This window comes from Afipia massiliensis (assembly GCF_001006325.2).
Classification (GTDB): domain Bacteria; phylum Pseudomonadota; class Alphaproteobacteria; order Rhizobiales; family Xanthobacteraceae; genus Afipia; species Afipia massiliensis_A.
Genome location: NZ_LBIA02000001.1, coordinates 1,279,442 through 1,303,355 on the forward strand (window position 1 = coordinate 1,279,442; position 23,914 = coordinate 1,303,355).

The 23,914-nt window shown below is 62.2% G+C and carries 25 protein-coding genes; 16 read left to right on the plus strand and 9 right to left on the minus strand.

The genetic code is table 11. The annotated features are described in order from the left end of the window. Positions 1-52 precede the first annotated feature (52 nt). The 6 genes from YH63_RS06025 (at position 53) to YH63_RS06050 (ending at position 5,996) form a co-directional block, all read left to right on the plus strand. The gene (locus tag YH63_RS06025; RefSeq protein ID WP_046828385.1) at positions 53-2,164 is read left to right on the plus strand and encodes a TonB-dependent receptor; all 2,112 of its coding nucleotides are present in this window, start codon (positions 53-55) and stop codon (positions 2,162-2,164) included. Positions 2,165-2,417: 253 nt separating this feature from the next. After that, positions 2,418-3,380 carry a tonB-system energizer ExbB gene (exbB, locus tag YH63_RS06030; protein WP_046828384.1) on the plus strand — a complete coding sequence of 321 codons (963 nt, stop codon included), beginning with the start codon at positions 2,418-2,420 and terminating at the stop codon, positions 3,378-3,380. Between the two features lie 4 nt (positions 3,381-3,384). Further along, positions 3,385-3,816 carry a TonB system transport protein ExbD gene (exbD, locus tag YH63_RS06035; RefSeq protein ID WP_046828383.1) on the plus strand — a complete coding sequence of 144 codons (432 nt, stop codon included), beginning with the start codon at positions 3,385-3,387 and terminating at the stop codon, positions 3,814-3,816. Between the two features lie 19 nt (positions 3,817-3,835). Beyond that, positions 3,836-4,567 (plus strand): energy transducer TonB family protein, encoded by a 732-nt coding sequence (locus tag YH63_RS06040; RefSeq protein WP_046828382.1) that lies wholly within the window; start codon positions 3,836-3,838, stop codon positions 4,565-4,567. Between the two features lie 158 nt (positions 4,568-4,725). Next, a complete protein-coding gene (locus YH63_RS06045; protein WP_046828381.1) occupies positions 4,726-5,421 on the plus strand; it encodes a cytochrome c biogenesis CcdA family protein in 696 nt (231 codons plus the stop codon). 17 nt (positions 5,422-5,438) lie between these two features. Next, positions 5,439-5,996 carry a thioredoxin family protein gene (locus YH63_RS06050; protein WP_046829721.1) on the plus strand — a complete coding sequence of 186 codons (558 nt, stop codon included), beginning with the start codon at positions 5,439-5,441 and terminating at the stop codon, positions 5,994-5,996. A gap of 50 nt (positions 5,997-6,046) precedes the next feature. Here the strand turns inward: YH63_RS06050 and YH63_RS06055 are convergent, their stop codons facing one another. Continuing rightward, on the minus strand, positions 6,047-6,583 hold the full coding sequence (locus tag YH63_RS06055) for a methylated-DNA--[protein]-cysteine S-methyltransferase (protein ID WP_046828380.1): 537 nt from the start codon (positions 6,581-6,583) through the stop codon (positions 6,047-6,049). A 137-nt stretch (positions 6,584-6,720) separates the two neighbouring features. Between YH63_RS06055 and YH63_RS06060 the strand changes: the two genes are divergently transcribed. Beyond that, positions 6,721-7,086 (plus strand): DUF1304 domain-containing protein, encoded by a 366-nt coding sequence (locus YH63_RS06060; protein ID WP_046828379.1) that lies wholly within the window; start codon positions 6,721-6,723, stop codon positions 7,084-7,086. Positions 7,087-7,167: 81 nt separating this feature from the next. Here the strand turns inward: YH63_RS06060 and YH63_RS06065 are convergent, their stop codons facing one another. Beyond that, complete coding sequence (locus YH63_RS06065) at positions 7,168-7,596, minus strand: DUF1330 domain-containing protein (protein WP_046828378.1); 429 nt, start codon at positions 7,594-7,596, stop codon at positions 7,168-7,170. Positions 7,597-7,793: 197 nt separating this feature from the next. On the opposite strand from YH63_RS06065, the gene YH63_RS06070 reads away from it, so the two are divergent. Beyond that, the gene (locus YH63_RS06070) at positions 7,794-10,076 is read left to right on the plus strand and encodes a transglycosylase domain-containing protein (protein WP_046828377.1); all 2,283 of its coding nucleotides are present in this window, start codon (positions 7,794-7,796) and stop codon (positions 10,074-10,076) included. Between the two features lie 67 nt (positions 10,077-10,143). On the opposite strand, the gene YH63_RS06075 is transcribed toward YH63_RS06070, so the two are convergent. The 4 genes from YH63_RS06075 to YH63_RS06090 all read right to left on the minus strand — a co-directional run bounded on the left by YH63_RS06075 (position 10,144) and on the right by YH63_RS06090 (position 14,298). Beyond that, positions 10,144-10,983, minus strand: coding sequence for a M48 family metallopeptidase (locus YH63_RS06075; RefSeq protein WP_046828376.1), 840 nt, complete (start codon positions 10,981-10,983; stop codon positions 10,144-10,146). Positions 10,984-11,234: 251 nt separating this feature from the next. Further along, complete coding sequence (locus YH63_RS06080; protein WP_046828375.1) at positions 11,235-12,560, minus strand: polyhydroxyalkanoate depolymerase; 1,326 nt, start codon at positions 12,558-12,560, stop codon at positions 11,235-11,237. Positions 12,561-12,676: 116 nt separating this feature from the next. Continuing rightward, positions 12,677-13,507, minus strand: coding sequence for an ABC transporter permease (locus tag YH63_RS06085; protein WP_046828374.1), 831 nt, complete (start codon positions 13,505-13,507; stop codon positions 12,677-12,679). Next, the gene (locus tag YH63_RS06090) at positions 13,504-14,298 is read right to left on the minus strand and encodes an ABC transporter ATP-binding protein (protein ID WP_046828373.1); all 795 of its coding nucleotides are present in this window, start codon (positions 14,296-14,298) and stop codon (positions 13,504-13,506) included. Before YH63_RS06090 ends, YH63_RS06085 begins: the two co-directional genes overlap by 4 nt. Before the next feature lie 108 nt (positions 14,299-14,406). Here YH63_RS06090 and YH63_RS06095 point away from each other — a divergent pair, with 108 nt between their 5' ends. The 4 genes from YH63_RS06095 to YH63_RS06110 all read left to right on the plus strand — a co-directional run bounded on the left by YH63_RS06095 (position 14,407) and on the right by YH63_RS06110 (position 17,359). After that, positions 14,407-15,729 carry an ActS/PrrB/RegB family redox-sensitive histidine kinase gene (locus YH63_RS06095; RefSeq protein ID WP_046828372.1) on the plus strand — a complete coding sequence of 441 codons (1,323 nt, stop codon included), beginning with the start codon at positions 14,407-14,409 and terminating at the stop codon, positions 15,727-15,729. A gap of 122 nt (positions 15,730-15,851) precedes the next feature. Then, positions 15,852-16,406, plus strand: a complete 555-nt coding sequence (locus tag YH63_RS06100; protein ID WP_046828371.1) for an ActR/PrrA/RegA family redox response regulator transcription factor — start codon at positions 15,852-15,854, stop codon at positions 16,404-16,406. A 91-nt stretch (positions 16,407-16,497) separates the two neighbouring features. Next, positions 16,498-16,719, plus strand: a complete 222-nt coding sequence (locus tag YH63_RS06105) for a hypothetical protein (protein ID WP_046828370.1) — start codon at positions 16,498-16,500, stop codon at positions 16,717-16,719. A gap of 28 nt (positions 16,720-16,747) precedes the next feature. Next, positions 16,748-17,359 carry a biliverdin-producing heme oxygenase gene (locus tag YH63_RS06110; RefSeq protein WP_046828369.1) on the plus strand — a complete coding sequence of 204 codons (612 nt, stop codon included), beginning with the start codon at positions 16,748-16,750 and terminating at the stop codon, positions 17,357-17,359. On the opposite strand, the gene YH63_RS06115 is transcribed toward YH63_RS06110, so the two are convergent. After that, positions 17,338-17,829, minus strand: a complete 492-nt coding sequence (locus YH63_RS06115) for an MmcB family DNA repair protein (protein ID WP_046828368.1) — start codon at positions 17,827-17,829, stop codon at positions 17,338-17,340. The two genes, YH63_RS06110 and YH63_RS06115, sit on opposite strands and share 22 nt — an antisense overlap. Before the next feature lie 147 nt (positions 17,830-17,976). On the opposite strand from YH63_RS06115, the gene YH63_RS06120 reads away from it, so the two are divergent. From YH63_RS06120 to YH63_RS06130, 3 genes are all read left to right on the plus strand, one after another. Further along, a complete protein-coding gene (locus tag YH63_RS06120) occupies positions 17,977-19,119 on the plus strand; it encodes a vWA domain-containing protein (protein ID WP_046828367.1) in 1,143 nt (380 codons plus the stop codon). Between the two features lie 332 nt (positions 19,120-19,451). Continuing rightward, positions 19,452-21,869 carry an EAL domain-containing protein gene (locus YH63_RS06125; protein ID WP_046828366.1) on the plus strand — a complete coding sequence of 806 codons (2,418 nt, stop codon included), beginning with the start codon at positions 19,452-19,454 and terminating at the stop codon, positions 21,867-21,869. A gap of 97 nt (positions 21,870-21,966) precedes the next feature. Continuing rightward, on the plus strand, positions 21,967-22,638 hold the full coding sequence (locus YH63_RS06130) for an MBL fold metallo-hydrolase (RefSeq protein WP_046828365.1): 672 nt from the start codon (positions 21,967-21,969) through the stop codon (positions 22,636-22,638). Positions 22,639-22,686: 48 nt separating this feature from the next. On the opposite strand, the gene YH63_RS06135 is transcribed toward YH63_RS06130, so the two are convergent. Both YH63_RS06135 and YH63_RS06140 read right to left on the minus strand, forming a co-directional pair. Beyond that, positions 22,687-22,863, minus strand: a complete 177-nt coding sequence (locus YH63_RS06135) for a dodecin family protein (RefSeq protein WP_349642964.1) — start codon at positions 22,861-22,863, stop codon at positions 22,687-22,689. 150 nt (positions 22,864-23,013) lie between these two features. After that, positions 23,014-23,496: a hypothetical protein gene (locus YH63_RS06140; RefSeq protein WP_137325131.1), complete on the minus strand. Its 483-nt coding sequence runs from the start codon at positions 23,494-23,496 to the stop codon at positions 23,014-23,016. A gap of 158 nt (positions 23,497-23,654) precedes the next feature. On the opposite strand from YH63_RS06140, the gene YH63_RS21795 reads away from it, so the two are divergent. After that, the gene (locus tag YH63_RS21795; RefSeq protein WP_083992621.1) at positions 23,655-23,882 is read left to right on the plus strand and encodes a GDCCVxC domain-containing (seleno)protein; all 228 of its coding nucleotides are present in this window, start codon (positions 23,655-23,657) and stop codon (positions 23,880-23,882) included. Positions 23,883-23,914 lie beyond the last annotated feature (32 nt).

Below are 23,914 nucleotides of genomic sequence, written 5' to 3' on the forward strand. Positions count from 1 at the left end.
TAGTTCGCATTTGCATTATTAACTTCCCGCGAGTTGTGGCGTTGGGGGCGAAATGCGTTTGAAATCATGGGTTTCCGTAGCAGGCATGACCTGCCTCTCGGTAACTGCAGCAGGTGTCTGCGACGGCCTGGCCCAAGAGCTGCTTCCCGAGATCGCGGTGTCCGCACCGGCTCCCACGGCGAATACCTCCGATGACGGCCTGCAGCGCGGGCCGGTCAACGTCATCGACGACACCTTTCAATCGACCACGGCACTTGCCGGCCGCGAAATCCAGCGCAGCAGCGCGGCGTCGCTCGCCGATGTGCTGTCCGGATTGCCCGGCGTCGCTGCGTCGAACTTCGCGCCGGGCGCGAGCCGTCCCAATATCCGCGGCCTCGACGACTATCGCGTGCGCGTGCAGGAAAACGGCATCGGCACGCAGGACGCATCCGACTTCAGCCAGGATCACGTCGTGCCGATCGATCCGCTCGCCGCCGACAAGGTCGAGGTGATCCGCGGACCGGCGACGCTGCGTTACGGATCGCAGGCGATCGGCGGCGTGGTGAGCGCCACAAACAATCGCATTCCCGAGAAGCTGGTGCAGGATGGATTCAGCGCGCGGTTCAAGGGCGGCCTGTCGTCAGTCGACAACGGTCTCGACGGCGCGGTGAGCCTCGACGCCAGCGGCAACAACGTCGCGATCCATGCCGATGCCTACGGCCGGCGCGCGGGCGACTACCGGATCCCCGGCGGCGTGCAGGCCAACACGCGGCTGCAGGGCGAAGGACAAGCCGTCGGCGGCTCATACATTTTCGACGGCGGCTACATCGGCACCGCGATCCAGCACATCACCAGTCTCTACCACATCCCCGGCGTGATCGATGCGCCGCAGAATTTGCGCATCGACATGGAACAGACGAAATGGACCAGCAAGGGCGAGTTGCGCGCGCCGGTCGAGGGCATCGATGCGGTGCGCTTCACTTTCGGCGCCAGCAACTACAAGCACGACGAACTCGGCCTCAACGGCAACGGCGTCGATGTGGTGAAGAACATCATCAAAAACCGCGAGGTGGAAGGCCGATTCGAACTGGACCATGCGGCGGTTGCGACAGGCATCGGCGCCTTGACCGGAACGTGGGGCGCACAATTCGGCCAGCGCGATCTCGGCACCGACGGCAGCCTCGGCGGCCTGCTGGCGCCAACCAAAACCAACACCGCCGCGGCCTTCGGCTTCGAACAGATTCAGTTTACCGACACACTGCGGCTGCAAGCCGCCGCCCGCATCGAGAACCACATCGTCAAGGGAATGGCGCCAACCTTCCCGGCGGATTTTCTGCCGCCGCCCAACACATTTTCGGAAGAGCCCGCGCGGCGGACGTTCACGCCGAAAAGCGCCAGCCTGGGTGTGCTGAAGAACCTGCCGTGGGACATGGTGGCGACACTCAACGCGCAATATGTGCAGCGCGCCCCTGCCGCACCTGAACTTTTCTCGCGCGGCTCCGACGGCGCGTCAGGAACCTTCGTGATCGGAAATCCGGACCTCAAGATCGAGACCGCGCAGACCGCCGAGATCGGCCTCAAGCGCGCCAAGGGACAGTTGCGGTTCGAGACCAGCCTCTATTACACGCGCTATCAGGATTTCATTTTCAAGCAGGTCACCGGGAACTTCTGCACCGATACGTTCGCCACCTGCGGCGCCGCCGGTCCGCTGACCCAGGTCGCTTATGGTCAGCGCGATGCGATTTTCCGGGGCGCGGAAGTCGCGGCGCAGCTCGACGTTACGCCGCTCGGCGACGGCATGTTCGGCATCGACGGACAGTATGACATTGTGCGTGCGACCTTCACCGATGGAACCAACGTGCCGCGCATCGCGCCGATGCGCGCCGGTGGTGGCCTCTGGTGGCGCAGCGCCGAGTGGTACACGCGGGTGGGCCTGCTGCATGCGTTTGCGCAGAACGACGTATCCCTCAACGAGACACCCACCGCGGGATACAATCTGCTCAAGGCAGAGGTGAGCTACACGCATACGTTCAACAGGACCGACAGCGGGCCGCGCGAAATGACCATCGGCCTTGCCGGCGACAACCTGCTCAACGAGCGGATTCGCAATCACATTTCCTTCAAGAAAGCCGAAGTTCTTCAGCCAGGCCTCGGCGTGCGGCTATTCGCGAATGTGAGGTTCTGACGGGGCAGAAACTCTGGAATCGTTCCAGTTTTGGCTAAATCTAGCCCCCCGGTGGCGACAAGGACACCGCAGTGCATTATTCTGAAAATGAAACTCGCCTCCCGGCAATGGCTATGGCCGCGGTGCCTCGCCGCGGATTTGCCGACGAGAGCTTTGGGCGAAAACTGCAAGACGGCGAAAACTGCGAAACAGCAAGCCATCCGACGTTGACCCGATGTCGGCTGCAAATGCGATTTGAAGAAGCGGAGAGCACATGACCAATACAAAAAAGGCTGCCGGATCATTGGTCTTGCTTGCCGCTGCAACCTCTTTGATGATCGCGCAGGCCTTTGCGCAAACGCCTACTTCGCCAACGCCAACACCAGTTGCGCCAACGCCAGCTTCTCCTGCACTCACGGCGCCCGCCACTCCGGCACCTGCCGCGCAGGCACCCGCGATGCAGCAGCCGGCCGCTCAGGCGCAAACCCCGACCGCGCAAGCCCCCGCCGCTCAAACACCGGTCATTGGACAGACTGCAAAGAACCCTGCACTGCCGCACAACCTGTCGCCCTGGGGCATGTTCATGGGCGCGGACATCGTCGTTAAAATCGTGATGATCGGACTGGCGTTCGCCTCGCTCATCACCTGGACGATCTGCGTCGCGAAATTGCTCGAACTGCGCCACGAGACCAAGCGGGCAAAAAAGCGCATCAAGGTTCTCGCCAATGATATCTCGCTGATGGAAGCCGAGCGTGACGCGCGCAGCGGCAAGGATGCGGTGTCGCGGCTGGTGCAATCCGCCGCAGCGGAAGCCGCGCTGTCGGACACCGTCAACGATGAAGGCTTCAAGGAGCGCGTCGAACTGCGGCTCAGCCGGGTTGAAGCGGCGATGTCGCGACGAATTTCGCGCGGCACCGGCATGCTCGCCACCATCGGCGCGACCGCGCCGTTCGTCGGTCTGTTCGGCACGGTGTGGGGCATCATGAACTCCTTCATCGGCATTTCCGAAGCCCACACCACCAACCTCGCCGTCGTCGCGCCCGGCATCGCCGAAGCACTGCTCGCGACCGCGATGGGCCTGATCGCGGCCATTCCCGCGGTCGTGATCTACAACCATCTCGTTCGCATGATCACCGCCTACCGTGCATTGCTCGGCGACGCGACGGCGCAGGTGATGCTGCTCATCAGCCGTGACCACGGCCGCCGTTCACTGCGCCTCGCGCGCGCGGCGGAGTAACGTCATGGGCGCACGTCTGGGTGGAAAAGTCGGCGGTTCGGATGACGATCTGACCGAGACCCACGAAATCAACGTCACGCCGTTCATCGACGTGATGCTGGTGCTTCTCATCATCTTCATGGTCGCCGCGCCGTTGGCGACAGTCGATATCGGCGTCGAGCTTCCGGCCTCCACGGCGACGCCACCGCCACGGCCCGACAAGCCGGTCTTCATCACCGTGAAGCCGGATCTTTCGGTTGCGGTCGGCGAGAACATCGTTCCGCGCACCACGCTGATCGGCGCGCTCGATACCGCCACCAGTGGCAAGAAAGCCGATCCGGTTTTCCTGCGCGCCGACAAGAGCGTCCCCTACGGGGAACTGATGGACGTGATGAACCTGCTGCGCAACGCGGGCTACCTCAAGGTGGCGCTCGTCGGGCTCGACGCACGAAACTGACGCAGAGAGCCTCGTTGCAATGAACACACTCGTCCTGCACGGACCGCCCGATATATCCGACGTTCGCCGCTGGGGTCTCGCGGCGGCGCTGGTGGTGGCGACGCATGTGGCGCTGGTCGCGGGATTTGTGCTGTACACACCGTCTATGCCGGACGCGATCGGCACGGCATCCGAGCCGATCATGCTCGATCTGGAATCCGCGCCGCAAACCCCGGAGCCGGTGCAGCAGGATATCGCTCCCGGTCCGCAGATGCAGGAAGCCGAGCCTCCCGCCCCCGAACCTGAAAAGCAGCCCGACATTGTCGAGGAACAGATCACGCCGACGCCGCTGCAGGAAAAGGCTGAAATTTTAGCGCCGCCGGAGAAGCCGAAGCCCAAACCGGAACCGGTGAAGCAGAAGCCGAAGAAGCCGACCGAGAATCCCGCGCCGCAGACCACCGCGACGCCGCGCGCCGCGCAGGCCGCGCGCGCGAGCTACAACGGCATGCTCTCGGCGCATCTGCAGCGCTACAAGCAGTACCCGTCGGGCGCGAAGGCCGCCGGTGAACAGGGCGTCGCCATGCTGAGCTTCACCGTCAACCGAAACGGCAGTGTAACGGGTGCGCGGTTGTCCAAATCGTCCGGTTCGTCGGCGCTCGATGGCGAAACCATGGCGATGATCCACCGCGCCCAACCGTTGCCATCGTTCCCAGCGGAAATGACGCAAAGCTCCGCGAGCTTCACCGTGCCGGTGCGCTTCTTCATCCGCTGACGATGTCCGCCGCGTGATCGCATCTCACGCCCGCGTCACGAACACGTGACGCCATGCGCGGTAACATTCTGGCCGCCTCCCCGAAGATTCCCTCGAACCCATCCTGTGGCCGCGCCGTCATGCGCGCGGTGGCTTAAGAGTTTCGGCGGACCTCAATCGTGTTCAATCTTCTTCTCGCGGCGCTGGCCGGCGTCGTCACCATTGCGGCCCCCTGCACGCTCCCGGTGCTGCCGATCCTGCTCGGCGCGTCGATGGGACAGACCAGCCGGCTTCGCCCGGCGTTCATCGCCGCAGGCTTCGTGCTCGCATTCTCGGTTGTCGCGCTGGCGCTCAGCGCGCTGACGCGCATTTTTGATTTCGATCCGAACGTGTTGCGCGACGGCGCGGCCGTTCTGCTCGCGATCTTCGGCCTGCTGATGATCTGGCCCGCGCCGTTCGAGTGGCTGTCGATCCGGCTCGCCGGTCTGACGCAGCAGGACACCACGCCGCGTGACCGTCAGGGCCTGCTCGGCGGATTCATTCTCGGCACTACGCTGGGCCTGGTGTGGACGCCCTGCGCCGGTCCGGTGCTCGGCTCGATCCTGACGGTCATTGCAACATCGAAAGATACTGCATGGGCCTCGCTGCTGCTGGTGGCATACGCCATCGGCGCTGCAATCCCGATGCTCATCATCGCCTATGGCGGACAGGCCGTGACCGCGCGCGTGCGCAGTCTCTCGCGGATCGCGCCGCGGCTGCAGCAGGGCTTCGGCGTGATCGTGATCGCCTTCGCCGCCGCGACCTACTTTCAGTACGACACGCTCGCCGTGGCGTGGCTGACCCAGTTTTATCCCAATGGCCAGACCGGCCTGTAACGTTGAAGGAGATTTCCATGCGCCGATCCATCATGAGCATTCCGGTTATCGCGCTCGCGCTGATCGCTTCCACCCTGCCCGGCCGCAGCGATGACGCGAGCAGCGCGGCCACAACGATCCAGATAGCGGAGACGAAAGCCGCCGCGCCTGAATTCACCGGCCTCAGCAACTGGCAGAATTCCGGCCCGCTGACGATCGCTGGCCTGCGCGGCAAGGTGGTAATGGTGAACTTCTGGACCTATGGCTGCGTCAACTGCGTCAACACGCTGCCGCATGTCACGAAGCTCTATGCCAAGTACAAGGACAAGGGCTTCGTCATCGTCGGCGTGCACACGCCGGAATTTCCGTTTGAGCGTTCGACGAGCAATGTGCAGGCGGCGCTGAAGCGGCACGGCATCACCTATCCGGTCGCACAGGACAACAATTCAGCGACATGGAATGCCTACCGCAACCAGTACTGGCCGGCGCAGTACATCGTCGATCAGTCCGGCCGCATCGTCTACAGCCACGCCGGCGAAGGTGCGTATGACGAAATCGACCGCACCGTCGGCAAGCTGCTGAACGCTCAAAGCTAGGCGCATCCTGATCGGGCATGATCCTTGAATTTCGCAGGATCATGTCCGGATCATTCTTGGGGGCGCTTGAACGCCGCGCCTTCGTGCGCAAGCAGCCATTCTTTCCGCGCAAGACCGCCGCCGTAGCCGGTGAGCGAGCCGTCCGCGCCGATCAGGCGATGACACGGCACCACGACGCTGACCGGATTGGCGCCGTTGGCAAGACCGACCGCGCGAGCCGCATTCGGCACGTTCAGCCGCAATGCGAACGCACCGTAACTCGACGTCTTGCCGACGCGTATCTTGTGCAACTCACTCCACACCTTGCGCTGAAATGGCGTGCCGTTCGTGCGCCATTTGATCGTCTTCAACTGGCCGAGATCGCCGGCGAAGTAGCCGGTCAGCGCCGCGACGATGTCCTTCGGAGCGGACGCTTCCTCCAGAACATAGTCGCCGTAGTGTCGCCGCAGCAGGCGATGCAGCCGCGCCTCGTAATCGCTCCAGTCGAGCGCGCGCAGGAATCCCTGATCGTCGGTCACGAGCAAGGCGGTGCCGATCGGCGTTTCCAGCCGGTCGAGATGAAATCGCTGTGGTTGCTTTGCAGTCATGTTCGGCTTCCGTAACCGTGAATTTCGGCCATCATGGCCGCAGCGATCCGGGAAGTCTTTCCGTTTTCCGATAACATCGAGGTCTCGGCAATCATCGCGCTTGCTGCTAGGTTGCCCACTTTCTGGGGGAGATTGCGATGAGCTTGATTGCCAATGGTCTGGTCGCGCTGGTGGCCGCGCTGCACATCTATTTCCTGGTGCTGGAGATGTTTCTCTGGACCAAGCCGAAGGGTTTGGCGACTTTCGGCAACACCATCGAGAAGGCGCAGGCCTCCGCGGTGCTCGCCGCCAATCAGGGTCTCTATAATGGCTTCCTCGCCGCCGGACTGATCTGGGGCCTGCTCCATCCCAATCCGGTATTCGGCTTCCAGATCAAGGTGTTCTTTCTGCTGTGCGTGATCGTCGCCGGACTGTACGGCGGCTACTCGGTCAGCAAAAAGATCATCATCGTGCAGGCGCTTCCCGCCGCCGTCGCACTGATCCTGCTCTGGCTCGCCGTGTAGCGACCTGAGGTCGCTACATCCTTATTGAGGGCATGAACTGTTCCGAAAACCGGTGTCCACTTTTCGGGATCATGCCCTGACCTAATCGGGAATTTCGCCGAAGGTCGCGCCGACCTGCATCGGCGCGGTGCGGATCAGCCGCGAATCCTCGACGGCGGCCTGACGGTGCTTGACCGCTTCGCGGTAGACAGGATCGCGGATCATCTCCACGAAGGCGGCGACGCTCGGATACTCCGCGATGAAGCAGTGATCCCATCGCTCCGTTGAAGGACCGATCAGCATCAGCTCGAACCTGCCCTGCCAGACGATCCGGCCGCCGAGCCGGGTAAACACCGGCCCGCTTTCGCGCCCGTAGCTGGCATAGGCCTCCGCGCCGGTCACCGCGCGGCCGTCGGGGTATTTCGCCTGCGCGTGCAGCCGCACCAGGTTCAGCATATGGATCGGGCCGGGACGATCGTTGGTGCGGAACGCAGCGAAAACTTCCTTGGTGGGATCGATATGGCCGGTCATCGTCTTACCTTCATGTATGAAATTGGCCGACAGACTCTGTCGATCCGCAAAGCCAGGTCAATAGAGCTCCGGACCGGCATTTCTGGCATGCCGCGACGGAACATCTAATCCCTCGTTAACCTTTGCGTAACGCGCCTTTAAACCGCCACCGCTAGCCTGCACGCCTTGCACAATCAGCATTGCCGGCACGGGTTTGGATGGCGTTGGGGCGTAAAAAGAAGAGCGGTCGCAAGGAGCCGAAATTCGACGGCGCCGCATCGCTCGATGGCGTCCGCCTCAATCCGTGGGACCGCGTCGGTGGGCCAGAGGACGACGAAGACGTCAAGCCGAAGCGTCGCGCGGCAAAAAGCCGTCCTGCCGATGACGACGAAGACGATGCCCCGCGCGAAACCCGTCCGCGCAAGACCCGCGCGGCGGCCCGCAAGGACAGCAAGACCAAGGCGAAGGGACGCTCGCGATCCGGCCTCGGCCGTGTGGTGTATTGGGGTGCCGTGCTCGGCCTGTGGGCGATCATCGCATCCGCAGGCGTGATTGTCTGGGTCAGCGCGCAACTGCCGCCGATCCAGTCGCTGGAAATTCCCAAGCGCCCGCCCACCATCCAGATTACCGGCATGGACGGCACCGTCATCGCCACGCGCGGCGAAATGCCGGGTGCCAACGTCTCGCTGAAGGATCTGCCGCCCCATCTGCCGAAGGCGTTTATCGCCATCGAGGACCGCCGCTTCTATTCGCATTTCGGTCTCGATCCCACCGGCATCGCGCGCGCGGCCTTCGCCAATCTCATGCATCGCGGCGTCTCGCAGGGCGGTTCGACCCTGAGCCAGCAACTCGCCAAGAACCTGTTCCTGACGCAGGAGCGCACGTTCCAGCGCAAGCTGCAGGAAGTCGAACTGGCGCTCTGGCTGGAGCGCAAATACTCCAAGAACGAGATTCTGGAACTGTATCTCAACCGTGTCTATTTCGGTTCCGGCGCTTACGGCGTCGAGGCCGCGGCGCAGAAGTATTTCGGCAAGTCTGCACGCAATGTCTCGCTGTCGGAATCTGCGATGCTGGCCGGCCTCGTCAAGTCACCGTCGCGGCTCGCGCCGAACCGCAATCCGGAAGGCGCGGAGCGGCGTGCGCAGATCGTGCTGAGCGCAATGGCCGACGTGAAGTTCATCACCGACGCGCAGGCCAAGGCCGCGATCGAAAAACCGTCCTATGCCGTCAGGCCGGTCGGCGCCGGCACCATCAACTATGTCGCCGACTGGATCGGCGAAGTGCTCGACGATCTGGTTGGTCAGATTGATCAGAACATCGTGGTGGAAACCTCGATCGACCCGAAACTCCAGAGCGTCGCCGAAGCCGCGATCATTGACGAACTGGCCACCAAGAGCGTGAAATTCAACGTCACGCAGGGTGCGCTGGTGGCGATGACGCCGGACGGCGCGGTGCGCGCCATGGTGGGCGGGCGCAACTATGCGGAAAGCCAGTTCAACCGCGCGGTGACGGCGAAACGCCAGCCGGGCTCGGCGTTCAAGCCGTTCGTCTATCTCACCGCGGTCGAGGCCGGCATGACGCCCGACACGGTGCGGCCCGATGCGCCGCTCGACGTCAAGGGCTGGCGGCCGGAGAACTACAGCCGCGAATATTTCGGCCCGGTGACGCTGACGCAGGCGCTGTCGATGTCGCTGAACACCGTGGCCGTGCGTCTCGGCCTTGAAGTCGGCCCGGCCAATGTGGTGCGTACCGCGCATCGGCTCGGGATTGCCTCGAAGCTCGAGTCCAACGCGACCATCTCGCTCGGCACCTCGGAAGTGTCGCTTAACGAACTGGTAGGTGCCTACGCGCCGTTCGCCAATGGCGGCCTCGCCGTCTCGCCGCATGTGGTGAACCGGATCCGCACCCCCGAGGGCAAGGTGCTGTATGCGCGCCGCAACGATCCACCGGCGCGCGTGATCGCCGCGAATGCTGTTGGCATGATGAATGCGATGATGCGCGAGACGCTTGTGACGGGAACGGCGAAGAAGGCGGACATTCCGGGATGGTCAGCCGCCGGCAAGACCGGCACCAGCCAGGATTTCCGCGATGCCTGGTTCATCGGCTACACCGCGAATCTCGTCACAGGCGTCTGGCTCGGCAACGACGACAACTCTCCGACCAGAAAAGCAACCGGCGGCGGATTGCCGGTTGAGGTGTGGACCCGCTTCATGAAAGTCGCGCACCAGAATGTGCCGGCTTCACCGTTGCCGGGATCGATGCAATCGCCGGGCGGATTCCTGTCCAACCTGTTCCCGGGAACTTCGCGCGCACCTTCACCGCAACAGCAGTCTTATCCTGCTCCGTCGCAGTCCAACAATCAGGACTTCCCGCCGCCGAATGTGCCCGCGCGCACTTCGCAACAAAGTCAGCCGCCGGTTACGCAAACATCCGGTCGTCCTGAAGCGGCAGCAGGTCTCGATGGCTGGCTGATCGATCGGGTTTTCGGCGGACGACGTTGATCGCGCATAACTGAAGTCTGATTCAGCTTTACTGAATCAGACTCGCGGCATGCCACTCGGTCAGGTGTTATTCTTCGATGCCGTAACGATGAAGATCGTTGCCGTGGGTGTCGAGCCATCGCTTGGCACGTTCGGTCGCCGGACAAATTTTGGCGACGACTTTCCAGAATCGCGGCGAGTGGTTCATCTCGACCAGATGCGCAACCTCATGTGCCGCAAGGTAATCCAGCACATAAGGCGGCGCGAGAATAAGCCGCCACGAGAACGACAGCGCGCCTGCGGACGTGCACGATCCCCACCGGCTCGACTGATCGCGGATGGTGATCCGCTTCACCTTGACGCCGAGCACGTCAGCATAGCGATGCGAGGCTTCGGTCAATGCGGCGCGCGCTTCACGCTTGAGGAAGTCGTGGACGCGACGATCGATGAACTCAGAATCACCCGCTACACACAGAATCTTGTCGCCGCTGTCGCGCGTTTCCGGCCACACGGTTCCACGCACGCCAGCACGATGAACGATCCGGTGCAAATTTCCGCGCAACGGCACCGATGTACCAGGTGAAAACGGCGCGGCTTTCGGCAAACCACCGAGACGCGCGGCGATCCAGGCGCCGTGACGCTGCGCGAAGTCCTTGGCTTCAATCAGATTTCCACGCGGAGGCATGGTGAGAATGGCTTCACGCCTGCTTGGATGAATACGCAACGTGTAGCGGCGCGCGCGGCGATGCCGCCGCAACTGAATCGCGTAGATTGATGAGCCAATTTTGACCGCGAGCGTGCGCGGTTCGGTCGGGCGGCGATAAAGGAGAGCACGAAAGGCCATGTCAGCGGGTCCGGACAGCAGGAATTCGCCGGGATTCTGCCATATCCGCCGCCAGTGAAATTCATCGGCGCAAAAACAAATCATTTGCCCAATATATCGTAGTTTTAAAGGCTTAGCCTCTACATCCGGGGGGATGGAACATGAAATTTTGATTCATTTCTAAGCCGGAACCGGCTTGCGAAAGTGCCGCCGGAATTCACTCCTCCGCCGCAATTGCAGAAGACAAAACTGATTGTGAATTCAGTGACTTAGAACACTCGCGGGAGACTCGGGGGCGCGAAGCCCCAGAATCCCCCTAAAACCGGGCTTTTTCGCTTTAAATGCCCGAAAACCGCCTATTCCGCAGCTGCCAGAGCCCGCTTGGTATGGGCCGACGACTGCATGAAATCGGAGATTCGAGGGACGATTTCCGACCTGAAGCGGGAGCCGTTGAACACGCCGTAATGGCCGACGCCCTTCTGCACATAATGCACTCGCCGCGCGTCCAGAATCGAACTGCACAGTCCGTGCGTGGCTTCGGTCTGACCCAAACCCGAAATATCGTCGTTCTCACCTTCGACCGTCATCAGCGCAACGCGCTCGATCTTCGACGGATCGACCAGCTTGCCGCGATGCTTCATCTCGCCCTTCGGCAAAGCGTGCTTCACGAACACCAGATCGACGGTCTGCAGATAGAACTCGGCGGTGAGGTCCATCACCGCCAGGTACTCGTCGTAGAACTCCACATGCTTGTCGACGAGATCGCCGTCACCTTTGACGAGGTTGCTGAACAGGTTCTTGTGCGCATCGACATGGCGGTCGAGGTTCATGCTCATGAAGCCGGTGAGCTGAAGGAAGCCCGGATAGACGTCGCGCATGAATCCCGGATGCGGGAACGGCACCTTGGTGATGACGTTGTTGCGGAACCATTCGATCCCTTTTTGCTCAGCGAGATCGTTCACGCCGGTCGGATTGCGCCGCGTGTCGATCGGGCCGCCCATCAGGGTCATCGAGGTCGGGAAGTAAGGATCCTTGTCGGCTTCCATAATCGACACCGCAGCCAGCACCGGCACGGACGGCTGGCACACAGCCACAACATGCACGTCGCCCTTGAGCGCGTGGATCATCTCGATGACGTAATCGACATAGTCGTCAAGATCGAAACGTCCCTGCGCCACCGGCACCATGCGGGCATCGGCCCAATCGGTGATGTAGACGTCATGCGCCGGCAGGAAAGCTTCGACGGTGCCGCGCAGCAGCGTCGCGTAGTGTCCCGACATCGGCGCGACGATGAGCACGCGCGGATGCGGCGAGCGCAGCGGCTGGGTGAGCTTGCGCTCGAAATGCAGCAGGCGGCAGAACGGCTTTTCCCAGACAGTCTTGATCTCGACGGGAACCCGCATGCCGTTGACTTCGGTGTCATGCAGACCCCATTCCGGCTTGCCGTAGCGGCGCGTGGTGCGCTCGAACAGTTCGCAGCCGGCCGCGATCGATTTTCCAAATTCGGTGCTGGCAAGCGGATTGAAGGGATTCTCGAACCACAGCTTCGTCATGTCCGCCACCGCACGCGCCGGATTGAGCGAGGCCTGGCCCATTTCGTACATCCAGTACATCGGCGTGGTCAGCGCTGGGCTGACCTCGGACGGCAGCTCTGGCGGCCTGCCAAATTCGCCTATCGGCATGGTTAGTCCTCGATCCCGGTTTGCAACGCAGCATACTGTCGGGACTGCGGCAAAGCGTCAATCCGACATCTACCGGACAGGCGGTTAATTAAAGGAACAGCGCGCTTTCCACAGGGCTACTCTCCGCTCTGGACCAGCGATCCGTGCTTTCTGGCGCTCTTCAACAGCAGCAAGAAGGCCACGGTCGAGGCGGCAAACAGAGCCGCATTGATCGCCAGCGCCTGAATCATCAGGTCGGCGCGGAACACCTGGTCGATCAGCAAGGCCCGCATGCCTTCAAAGACATAGGTTGGCGGCAGCATCCACGCCACCACCTGCAGCCACTCTGGCAACACCGAGACCGGGTAATAGACGCAGGTCAGCGGCAGCAGTGCGAACATCAGAGTCCACGCCAGCCCTTCCGCGCCCATGCCGTTGCGAAGCACCAGCCCCGACGAGATCAGCCCGAACGACCAGCTGGTGAAGATCAGGTTGCAGAAGAACGCCACCAGCGCGAAGCCGAACCCGAACAGGTTGAAACCGAAGAAAGCGATGGCGAGTATCGTCATCGGAATGACGCCGACGGCCAGCCGCACCACGCTCATCACCATCAGCGAGATCAGGTATTCGCTGACCTTGAGCGGGCTCATCAGCAGGTTGCCGAGATTCTTCGACCACATTTCCTCAAGAAACGACATCGAGAAGCCGAGCTGTCCGCGGAACAGGATGTCCCACAGGATGACTGCGCCGATGAAGGTGCCGCCGGCCTTGGCGAAGAAGCCCGCGTTCTGCGAGATATAGGCCTGCGAAAAGCCCCATGTGATCAATTGCAGCACCGGCCAGTAGATCAGCTCCAGCAGCCGCGGCCACGACGACGTGAGCAGATACCAGTGGCGCAGAATCATCGCGCCGATGCGGTGCAGCGCGATGGCATTCGGATTGCCGTGGCGAAGCTCGACGCCGCTCATGATGCGGCCTGCTGCACGCGGCCGCGCGCCACATCGAGGAACACTTCTTCCAGCGTGGCGCGGTTGTAGCGCGCGAGAATCGCGGCCGGACTGTCATCGTCCTCGATGCGCCCGCGCTTCATGATGATGACGCGGTCGCACAGCCGTTCGACTTCCAGCATGTTGTGCGACGCCAGCAGGATCGTCGCTCCGCGTTCCTTGCGATAGGTTTCCAGATGACTGCGGATCCAGTCCGCGGTGTCCGGATCGAGCGACGCGGTCGGCTCGTCCAGCAGCAGCAGCTCCGGTTCGTTGATCAGGGCCTTTGCCAACGCGACCCGCGTTTTCTGGCCCGCCGACAGCTTGCCGCTGGGACGGTCGAGGAATTCGTTCAGATCGAGATCGGCGGCGAGCGAAACGATCCGCTCCTTCAGGTTCGTCACGCCATAGAGCCGGCCGAACACATTGAGATTCTGCCGCACGGTGAGCCGGCCCGGCATGTCCACGTAGGGACTTTCGAAATTCATCCGGCCGAGCACCTCGGCGCTTTGTTCGGGCATCGCGCACCCGAGCACGCTGACATGGCCCGAGGTCGGCGACACCAGCCCCATGATCATGGAGATGGTCGTGGTCTTGCCGGCGCCATTGCCGCCGAGCAACCCCGTCACCGAACCGCGCGGAATCGTGAACGAGATATCGTCCACAGCACGCGTGGTCTTGTAGACCTTCACCAGCCGGTCGAGCCGGATCGCGGCGTCAGACAATGCCGGACCGGACTGCGGCGTGACGTTGGCTTGAAGCGGAGCAGTCATGACAGGCGTTCAATGAGCCAACCGCGCTCTGTCTGCAAGGGCCGGATTTGCAATGGTCCGATGTGGACGCCGTTTGTGATCGGCGTGGCCGGACGCTAAGACTAGCTCATGAGCGATCTCAGGTCCGATTTCCGCCACCCCACCCGTTATGTGCGCCTCGACACCATCCTGAGGCTGCGCTGGCTTGCCGCGCTCGGGCAGTTAGCGACGATCTTCATCGTCTCCGAGGGGCTCGATTTCGAAGTCCCGGTGATTCCCTGCGTGATCATCATCGGGCTGTCGTCGCTCCTCAATCTGGTGCTGCAGGTCCGGTTCAACCCGGTCCACCGCTTGGCGCCGCGCTACGCCGCCGCGCTGCTCACCATCAACATCGCGGAACTCGCCGCCCTGCTGTTCCTGACCGGCGGCCTGCAGAATCCATTTTCATTTCTTTTCCTTGCGCCGGTGCTGATCTCGGCAACGGCGCTGCCGACCCGGATCACGATCGCACTCGGAATCTTCGCAGCAGCCTGCGCCACGGCCCTTGGATTTTATCACCTGCCGCTGCCGTGGAATGGCGACGAGCCGCTGGTGCTGCCGCCGACCTACATGGTCGCGGTCTGGCTTTCGATCGTGCTGGCGATCGGCGTCACCAGCCTCTACGCGTTTCAGGTCACCGAAGAGGCGCGCAAGCTTTCCGACGCGCTGGCCGCCACCGAGCTTGTGCTGACGCGCGAACAGCATCTGACCCAGATCGACGGCCTCGCCGCCGCCGCCGCGCATGAGCTCGGAACACCGCTGTCCACCATCTTTCTGATTTCACGCGAACTCGAGCAGGCCGTTCAAAAAAACGGCCTCGACGAACATGCGCGCGGCGATCTGAGGACGTTGCGCGAGCAGGCACAGCGCTGCCGTGAAATTCTTGCAAAGATCACGCAGCTCTCGTCACACGGCGCACCGTTCGACCGGATGCCGCTCTCGACGCTGATCGAAGAGACGGTCGCGCCGCATCGCGATTTCGGCATCGCCATCAAGGTGCGTATCGCGCTGGCCCAGGATCCCGAGCCGGTCGGCATGCGCAATCCGGCGATCCTCTACGGCGTCGGCAACATTCTGGAGAACGCGGTCGATTTCGCGCGCGAGCGTGTCGAGGTGAATGCGTGGTGGGATGCGAGCACGGTTGAGATCGTCATCTCCGACGACGGACCCGGAATCGCGCCGGACATTCTCAAGCGGATTGGCGAACCCTATCTGACGCGGCGGCGCACCGGCGACGCCCAGGGCGGCGGTCTCGGCCTCGGCGTTTTCATCGCGCGCACCTTGCTGGAGCGAACCGGCGCACGGGTGTCGTTCACCAACCGCACATTCCCCGACCACGGCGCGATTGTCACGATTGTCTGGCCACGCAGCAGTTTCGAGACCTCGGAAGTCCCGTCACCGGCATTGCTTTGAGGGCCAGTACGGCCGGGTGCCTTTGTAGGACAGCAGATTAGGACGGCAGATGCATTTCCCGGCCTTGGCATCGCCCGATTGAAACGCCATATCTATAGGACCACATCAGGAGGCGCATCACCGTGACCGCAACTGCCGATTTGACCGAGATTGCCGATCGTTCTCTGCTGATCGTTGAGGATGACAAGGCGTTTCTCGAACGGCTGGCGCGCGCCATGGAGACCCGGGGCTTCGCGGTGACCGCCTGCGACAATGTGTCCGACGGACTTCATCACATCGATCAGACTCCTCCGGCCTTCGCGGTGGTCGATCTGCGGCTCGGCGACGGCAACGGCCTCGACGTGGTGTCGGCGCTGAAGCGCCAGCGGCCGGATGCCCGCGCCATTGTGCTGACCGGCTACGGCAACATCGCAACTGCCGTCACCGCGGTGAAGATGGGCGCGGTCGATTATCTCTCGAAGCCCGCCGACGCGGACGACGTTGTCGCGGCGCTGCTCGCAAGCGGCACCGACAAGTCGCAGCTTCCACAGAATCCGATGTCGGCCGACCGGGTCCGCTGGGAACACATTCAGCGCATCTATGAGATGTGCAATCGCAATGTTTCGGAGACCGCGCGTCGCCTGAACATGCATCGCCGGACCTTGCAGCGTATCCTGGCCAAGCGCGCGCCGCGCTGATCTACGGCTCTTCGGCGGAACTTTTGTGAGCGGCCCTGCGTTATCCACGCAGGACCATTCAGAAAGGGAGCGGCCACGCCGCCGAGAGCAGATGCGAAAAGCGCGACATATCGAAATCTCGTCCCGGCTTGAAGTCACCAAACAGTTCGGTCTGGTCGAGGATTATCGCATCGACTGGCCGCAGGGATCGTCCCTGCGCGCGCCGCGCATTACGGTGCGCAGGCGATCAGCCTATCCCGTTCAGGTGACCCGGAATTACGTGACAACCCTGCTTGAACCGTTCGTACCGTCGCGCGAAATCGTGGTAACATGAGTTAGCGCAGCATTAAGGCGAAACCGTAATGGGCGCCGCAATCTGGGATACGATCCGCGAAGCGACGCGAATGTCGCACAGCCGCCTCGACGTTGCGCTGGCGAAACTCGATCTCGCCATTCCTCTTTATTATGAGGGCTTCCTGCGCAGTCAGGCCGAAGCGCTGTTCCCGATCGAGGCAGCCCTCGAAGCCAACGGAATCGAAAGCCTGATTCCGGACTGGGCGCAGCGCATTCGCACACCAGCCCTCGAACGCGACCTCGCAACATTAAACATCACCTGTCATCCGCTGCCCTTGCCCGCATTCGGATCGGCGGCGGAAATGCTCGGCGCAGTCTATGTGCTTGAAGCCTCGCGCATGGGCGCGCGCGTGATGCTGGCGCGCCTTGCGGAGCATCCCGACTCGGACGCGATGAACGCCACCGCCTATCTTCGCCACGGTTTCGGCAAGCGGTTCTGGCCGAGCTTTCTGACGCTGCTGGAAACTCATCCCGCCGCGCAGAGTGATACAGCGGGCGTGGTGCATGGCGCGGAAATCGCGTTCGCGATGTTCGAGAGTGCGCTGAAGCCGATGGAAAACGTCGTCGTGGATTTCACGCGCGCCGACAAAGGCAGCGGTTACGCGCCGACTCCGGGATAATCCTGCGGATCGGCGAGGCGCCCGATACGCTGCGCCGCCAGCAATCCAAAACTGATCATCATCGATTTGCGCGTCGCTGCCGGCAGCCGATGCTCGGGCGCGTCGCAGTGCAGGTGCGCGCCGTAGGCGTCGGCGACGATCAATCCGGTCTCGGGCGGAAACAGTTCGCAGGGCATATCCTGCGTGAAGGCGAAGAACAGCCGGTCGCAATGCATCCGGTAGTCCTGCCATTTTTGATCGGCGCGCAGATCCTCGACCGACGATTTGATCTCGACAATCCAGATGTCGCCGCGGGCGTTCATCGCCACCAGATCGGCGCGCCGCCCCGACGGCAGGGTCAATTCGCTGACGCAGGAAAAGCCCAGCGATCTCAAAAGCCTGGACGTGCCGCGCGCAATCGCAAGCGCAGTGTCGGACTGGCGGCGATCCGGTGGCAAACCCGGCTCGATATGGCGAAACGGTGAATGCATGATTCCAGCGAGGGTAGCAGAAAAGCAAACACCTCTCAGCCCCAAAAGCGTACGCGGCCCGACACAATTCGGACCCTGCGCCGTCGCGAAGCATGGGAACCATGGGTTCCGCCGGGAGCGAACCTGGTTTCATCCCTTGGAGGGGACATGTATTCACGCATCACCAATGCATTCAAATTCGGCGGCTATGCATTCGCACTTGCCGTTCTCACGTTGCCGATCACATCAACACTCTCGCAAGCCGTTGCGAAGCCGACCGTCGAAGTCGCATTCGTTCTCGATACCACCGGCTCGATGGGCGGCCTGCTCGAAGGCGCCAAACAAAAGATCTGGTCGATCGCAACCAGTGTCGTCGACGCCAATCCCGACGCCGACATCCGCATCGGCCTCGTGGCCTATCGCGATATCGGCGACGAGTATGTGACCAGGACCTTCGATCTCACCACCGACATTCAGGACATCTACGCCAATCTGCTCGAGCTGAAAGCGCGCGGCGGCGGCGACTGGCCGGAGAGCGTCAACGAGGCGCTCGATGTCGCGGTCAACAAGCTGCAATGGACCAAGGGCAGCGACGCGCGGCGCATCGTGTTTCTGGTCGGCGACGCGCCGCCGCACATGGACTACGCGCAGGACACGAAATATCCGAAGACGCTCGCGGTGGCGAAACAGCGCGACATCGTGGTCAACGCGGTGCTGGCCGGCCGCGCCCGCGACACCGAGCGCGTCTGGCAGGACATCGCGCAACTCGGCGACGGCCGCTTCATTCCGATTCCGCAGGACGGCGGCGAGGTCGTGGTGATCGAGACGCCTTACGACGACGACATCATCATCCTGCAAAAGGAAATCAACGGCACCGTGATTCCCTATGGACCGCAGAAGCTCCAAAAACGCGTCGAGGAAAAAACCCGGCAGTTGTCGCAGGTTGCGGCGGCGGCACCCGCGTCGGCCTCCGACATGGCGAGCTATCTCAACAAGCGCTCGAAAGTCTCCTCCGAAGCGGTCACCGGAGACGGCGATCTGGTTAGCGCGGTCGCCTCCGGCCGCGCAACGCTCGGCAGCGTCAAGGAGGAAGAACTTCCCGACGGCTTGCGCAAACTCTCGCCCGAGCAACGCAAGGCCGAACTCGACAAGCAGACGCAGGCGCGCAAAACCCTGAACGAAAAGCTCGCAGGTCTCGTGCAGAAGCGCGACGCTTACGTCGCCGACAAGAAGCGCATCGCCTCGCCCGCCAAGGCCTCGTCCTTCGACCGCGCGGTGGAGGACACGCTGAAGGCCCAGACCAGGCGGTAACCTCGTTCCGCCAAAGACGATGCGGGAACGCTACGACGCCGAACGGCTGGCCAGAAAGCCCTCATTTGACTGGGCTGCATGGCCAGCCGCCCGCCGGGGCCGACGCAGATCAGCGTCATTAAAGAATGCTTCCAGCCGTTTACCCGCGATTCACGCAACTTCCGGGTTCCGCAACCGGAAGGGGCATCATTCGCGCGTTCTTAATCGGTTACCGACAGTGTTCGAACTCGCGCATGACGGACGGGGCCCAAGAGCCGCGCCGCCTGCGCCGGAATGAGAATGACAGTCAGGGAATTCAAGTCAAACGGCAGGCGGGGGGCGTACGGCGTCCGATGAAGTTCAATTTTGTATCCGCGAAAATGCGTCTGCTGCGGCTGGTCTCGCCCTTCATCGCCATTGTCCTGTTGCAAGCCTTTCTGGCAGGGATGAGCCTGAGCATCCTGTCGTCGGTCCGCGCCTATGTCGGCGCCGAAAGCCTGTGGTCGAAAGGCCAGAAGGACGCTGTTCGCTTTCTCCATCTCTACAGCAACACCGGCAAAGAGGAATACTACCGCAACTTCAAAAACGCCGTCGCGATCCCGCTGGGCGATCGCGCTGCGCGCCTCGCGCTGGAGCAAACACCCCCGGACATCCCTGCCGCCCGTGAAGGCTTTTTGCAGGGCGGGAATCATGCCGACGATGTCGACGGGATGATCTGGCTGTTTCGGTATTTCGGTGAACTTCCCTATTTCAAGCAGGCAGTCACTCATTGGAAAGCAACCGACCTCATGCTTTCCGATTTGACCCGGCTTGCGGCGACAATTCGCGCCCACAGCACCAACGGCCATTCGGCACTGGAACAAGGCACCGACTATCGATCCGAGATAGATCGGCTCAACACGCGGCTGATACCTGCGGGCGGGGGATTCTCCCGCAGCCTCGGTAACGGATCGCGGCAGATCAAGGTCGTCCTGACCATCGCCAATCTGCTCGTTGCCGCGCTGCTGGTGGGTCTGCTGCTGACGATGGCGCGCTATTTCCTGGCGCAGCGCCGCAGGTTCATCCATGCGCTGCGCACCGAGAAGGAACGCGCGCAGATCACCCTCGCGGCTATCGGCGACGCAGTCATCAGCACCGACGCAAAGGGCAACGTCGAATACATGAACCCGGCCGCCGAGCGACTAGTGGCCTGCCGCGCGCTGGCCGCAAGAGGGCTGCCGGTCGCCTCGCTGTTCAAAATTCTCGACGAAGAGACCGGACAACCGCGCGAAAGCCAGGTCGAACAGATTCTGGAGGGCGGCGACCTCACTCACCCCGCGCGTCCGCAATTGCTGCAACGGCCGGATTCCACGTCGGTCGCGATCTCCATGATCGGAACGCCGCTCTACAAGGAGGGCGCCGTCGCCGGCGCGGTGCTGGTGCTGCACGACATGACCAGCGAGAAGAAATATATCGCCCGCCTGTCGTGGCAGGCGTCGCACGACAGCCTGACCAAGCTGGCCAACCGCCGCGAATTCGAGCACCGGCTGGAGAAGGCCTTGCAGCAGGACTGCGACCGCCAGGGCCCGCATGCGCTGATGTTCCTCGATCTCGACCAGTTCAAGATCATCAACGACACCTGCGGCCACGCCGCCGGCGACAAGCTGTTGTGCGAGGTCGCCACGGCGCTGCAACTGCATTTGCGGGTCGACGACCTGCTGGCGCGGCTCGGCGGCGACGAATTCGCGATCCTGCTGGAGAACGGCGACCTTGAGCGGGCCGCGATCGTCGCTGAACGGCTGCGTCAGGCAGTGCAGGATCTCAATTTCGTCTGGAACGGGCGGTCGTTCACGATCACGGCGAGCATCGGCCTCGTGCAGATGCGCGGCCGCGCCACCAAGGACGAAACCCTGCGTACGGCCGACCTCGCCTGCTACCTTGCCAAGGAGAAGGGTCGCAACCGGATCCAGATCCATAATCCGAGCGACACGGAATTGCTGCACCGCTTCGGTGAAATGGCGTGGGTGCAACGCATTCACGACGCGCTGGATGAGGAGCGCTTCTGTCTCTACGCACAGAATATCGCCGCCTTGCACGACACTGGGCATGCCGGCGCGCATATCGAACTCCTGCTGCGGCTGCGCGACAAGGACGGCAATCTGATTCCTCCGGGAGATTTCATCCCCGCCGCCGAGCGCTACGGCCTGATGCCGCTGATCGACCGCTGGGTCGTGCATCACGCCTTCGAGATCATCTCCACACGGCTCGCCGCATCCGAAATCATCGCCACCTGCGCGATCAACCTGTCAGGCGCGACCTTCAGCGACGAAGGCTTCGTCGACTACGTTCGCGAACAGCTCGAGCTGTTCAGTATTCCGCCGGCGATGATCTGCTTCGAGATCACCGAAACCAGCGCGATCGCCAATCTCGACAACGCCAACCGTTTCATCGGCGTGCTGCAGAAACTGGGATGCCGGTTCTCGCTGGACGATTTCGGGAGCGGCATGTCGTCGTTCGGTTACCTGAAACATCTTCCGGTGAACTACCTCAAGATCGACGGCGGCTTCGTCAAGGACATGCTCGACGATCCGATCGACCGCGCCATGGTCGAAATGATCTGCCGCATCGGCAAGGTCATGGGCAAGCAGACCATCGCCGAATTCGTGGAAAACGACGCCATCCTCCAGGCGTTGCGCGAGATCGGGGTCGATTACGCGCAAGGTTACGGCGTCGGCCGGCCGGAACCGTTCGACATGGTCTCTACCGTCAAGCCGAACCTGCGCGTGGCCTGACCGCAGAGCGGGTGCACCCGCGACGCGCAACCCTCTCATCAGCAGGATTCGTCGGAATCCACTTGGCGCGGCGCAAAAAATCAGCATTGTGGCCGGCATGACAGATGAATCGAAGACCGCCGCCAAAGCCGGCGCCCTGATCGTTCCGGTATCGCCGTTCCAGCAGAACTGCACGCTGTTGTGGTGCGAAGCGACCCGCCGCGCCACGGTGATCGATCCCGGCGGGGATGTTCCGGATATTCTTGCCGCGATCAAGCAGGCCGACGTGACCGTCGACCAGATCTGGATCACCCATGGCCACATCGATCATGTCGGCGGCGCTGCGCAACTGCGCGACGAACTGAAAGTTCCGATCGAGGGACCTCATCTCGCCGACAAGTATCTGCTCGACAACGTCGTTGCGAGCGGTGCGAATTTCGGCATGACCGGCGTGCGCAACTTCGCGCCCGATCGCTGGCTCAATGAAGGCGACACGGTCAAGATCGGAGAACTCGCGTTCGACGTCTATCACTGCCCCGGACATTCGCCGGGCAGCGTGGTGTTCTTCAACGGCGGGATGCGCTTTGCGATCGTCGGCGATGTGCTGTTCAGCGGCTCGGTCGGACGCACCGACCTGCCCGGCGGCGATCACGCCACGCTGATCAATTCCATCAAGGACAAGCTGCTGCCGCTCGGCGACGATATCGGCTTCATCTGCGGCCACGGCCCCGGCTCGAATTTCGGCCACGAGCGCATGACCAATCCGTTCCTGAACGACGAGATGGGTTAGAGTAGGCGCAAGTGCCGCGCGTTCAGTCTTTGAGGATGAACGTCACCTTCAGATTGATCCGGTATTCGTGATCTTTCCGTTCTTGATGACGCACTTCTGGTTGGCGACCCAGACCCCCTTGACATTCTTCAATGTCTTGACAACGCGTTTGACGCCGGCCTGGATGGCATCTTCAAAACTCTTAGGTGATGCGGCAATCAGCCCGGTGACACGCGCAACGGACATGATTTTCTCCTGACAAGGATCAAGACATAAATCTATTCGGCGCTTGAGCACAGGCAGCTTGTGCGTGTTGCCTTGAGGGCCAAGCAGGTTCGATCCTGCGCCCGCGAAGGGCCGGATTCATGAAGATCAAATCCTGCGTGCCTCAGACGCTCAGCGCTTGCCGAACGTGAAGTTGGCAAAGCCAAGCGCGAGCAAGCCGTTGATGGCGGCCTGAGCCCAACCATACGCGTTCAAGAGGCCGGTCCATGTCGCGTGCAGCAGGATCAGACAGTCGAGGCCGTTGGTGACGAAGCCGGCCACCATCGCGGCCTTCAACGCTTCCGTCCCGTTAGCATTGCGGGCGCCCCAGAAAATGATGGCGAACGCGAGGATCGTCGAGCCGGCGATACGGCCGACCACCTCAGTGGCGGGCGTGTGTCTTACTCCGTAAAACGCCCCCATCTGCGATGGACCGATCAGTAACCCGAGACCGAAAACCGCCGCCACGATCGTGGCGAGCACCAAGAAGCTGTTGAGTTTCATAATTCCCTCCCCTTCCCGTTTGAGAACGGACCAACCTAACACGTCGGCGGACGGACGACGATGGCCATGCGTAAACCCTACATGCCGCCCTGCGACGATGTCGGTTTTCATCTGTAGCCACGAACGGGCGACCAATCCGTCCTGACCGACGAGATGGGTTGACAAAAAGGCAGCCGGCCCATGTCGGTCGGGCGCTGGCTGTCTTCGGCTCACATTTATGTGTGAGCCCTGCGCCGAACAGGCCGTGCTGAAGCGTGTAACATGAATCCATGCAGCTTGAATCGACCATCACATGCCCGGACTGCGGTCATCGCGCACTGGAAACGATGCCCACCGACGCGTGTCAGTTTTTCTACGACTGCAAAGGTTGCAGCACGCGGCTGAAGCCGAAGGCTGGAGACTGCTGCGTGTTTTGCTCCTACGGCTCATTGCCATGTCCGCCTATTCAGGCGCAACGCGCCGGCGACAGGGACGCGAAACCATGCTGCCCCGACTAGAACCATCCCGGTTCTGATCAGGCGCCGGACTG

Coding starts and splice junctions, on each gene's coding strand:
- YH63_RS06080 (WP_046828375.1), bottom strand. CDS start 12,560: ATGCCGATAGGCGAATTTGGCAGGCCGCCAGAGCTGCCGTCCGAGGTC.
- YH63_RS06090 (WP_046828373.1), bottom strand. CDS start 14,298: ATGACTGCTCCGCTTCAAGCCAACGTCACGCCGCAGTCCGGTCCGGCA.
- YH63_RS06085 (WP_046828374.1), bottom strand. CDS start 13,507: ATGAGCGGCGTCGAGCTTCGCCACGGCAATCCGAATGCCATCGCGCTG.
- YH63_RS06025 (WP_046828385.1), top strand. CDS start 53: ATGCGTTTGAAATCATGGGTTTCCGTAGCAGGCATGACCTGCCTCTCG.
- YH63_RS06075 (WP_046828376.1), bottom strand. CDS start 10,983: ATGATTTGTTTTTGCGCCGATGAATTTCACTGGCGGCGGATATGGCAG.
- YH63_RS06110 (WP_046828369.1), top strand. CDS start 16,748: ATGGGCGCCGCAATCTGGGATACGATCCGCGAAGCGACGCGAATGTCG.
- YH63_RS06070 (WP_046828377.1), top strand. CDS start 7,794: ATGGCGTTGGGGCGTAAAAAGAAGAGCGGTCGCAAGGAGCCGAAATTC.
- exbB (WP_046828384.1), top strand. CDS start 2,418: ATGACCAATACAAAAAAGGCTGCCGGATCATTGGTCTTGCTTGCCGCT.
- YH63_RS06060 (WP_046828379.1), top strand. CDS start 6,721: ATGAGCTTGATTGCCAATGGTCTGGTCGCGCTGGTGGCCGCGCTGCAC.
- YH63_RS06120 (WP_046828367.1), top strand. CDS start 17,977: ATGTATTCACGCATCACCAATGCATTCAAATTCGGCGGCTATGCATTC.
- YH63_RS06095 (WP_046828372.1), top strand. CDS start 14,407: ATGAGCGATCTCAGGTCCGATTTCCGCCACCCCACCCGTTATGTGCGC.
- YH63_RS06040 (WP_046828382.1), top strand. CDS start 3,836: ATGAACACACTCGTCCTGCACGGACCGCCCGATATATCCGACGTTCGC.
- YH63_RS06065 (WP_046828378.1), bottom strand. CDS start 7,596: ATGACCGGCCATATCGATCCCACCAAGGAAGTTTTCGCTGCGTTCCGC.
- YH63_RS06130 (WP_046828365.1), top strand. CDS start 21,967: ATGACAGATGAATCGAAGACCGCCGCCAAAGCCGGCGCCCTGATCGTT.
- YH63_RS06105 (WP_046828370.1), top strand. CDS start 16,498: ATGCGAAAAGCGCGACATATCGAAATCTCGTCCCGGCTTGAAGTCACC.
- YH63_RS06140 (WP_137325131.1), bottom strand. CDS start 23,496: ATGAAAACCGACATCGTCGCAGGGCGGCATGTAGGGTTTACGCATGGC.
- YH63_RS06050 (WP_046829721.1), top strand. CDS start 5,439: ATGCGCCGATCCATCATGAGCATTCCGGTTATCGCGCTCGCGCTGATC.
- YH63_RS21795 (WP_083992621.1), top strand. CDS start 23,655: ATGCAGCTTGAATCGACCATCACATGCCCGGACTGCGGTCATCGCGCA.
- YH63_RS06125 (WP_046828366.1), top strand. CDS start 19,452: ATGAAGTTCAATTTTGTATCCGCGAAAATGCGTCTGCTGCGGCTGGTC.
- YH63_RS06135 (WP_349642964.1), bottom strand. CDS start 22,863: ATGTCCGTTGCGCGTGTCACCGGGCTGATTGCCGCATCACCTAAGAGT.
- YH63_RS06055 (WP_046828380.1), bottom strand. CDS start 6,583: ATGACTGCAAAGCAACCACAGCGATTTCATCTCGACCGGCTGGAAACG.
- YH63_RS06115 (WP_046828368.1), bottom strand. CDS start 17,829: ATGCATTCACCGTTTCGCCATATCGAGCCGGGTTTGCCACCGGATCGC.
- exbD (WP_046828383.1), top strand. CDS start 3,385: ATGGGCGCACGTCTGGGTGGAAAAGTCGGCGGTTCGGATGACGATCTG.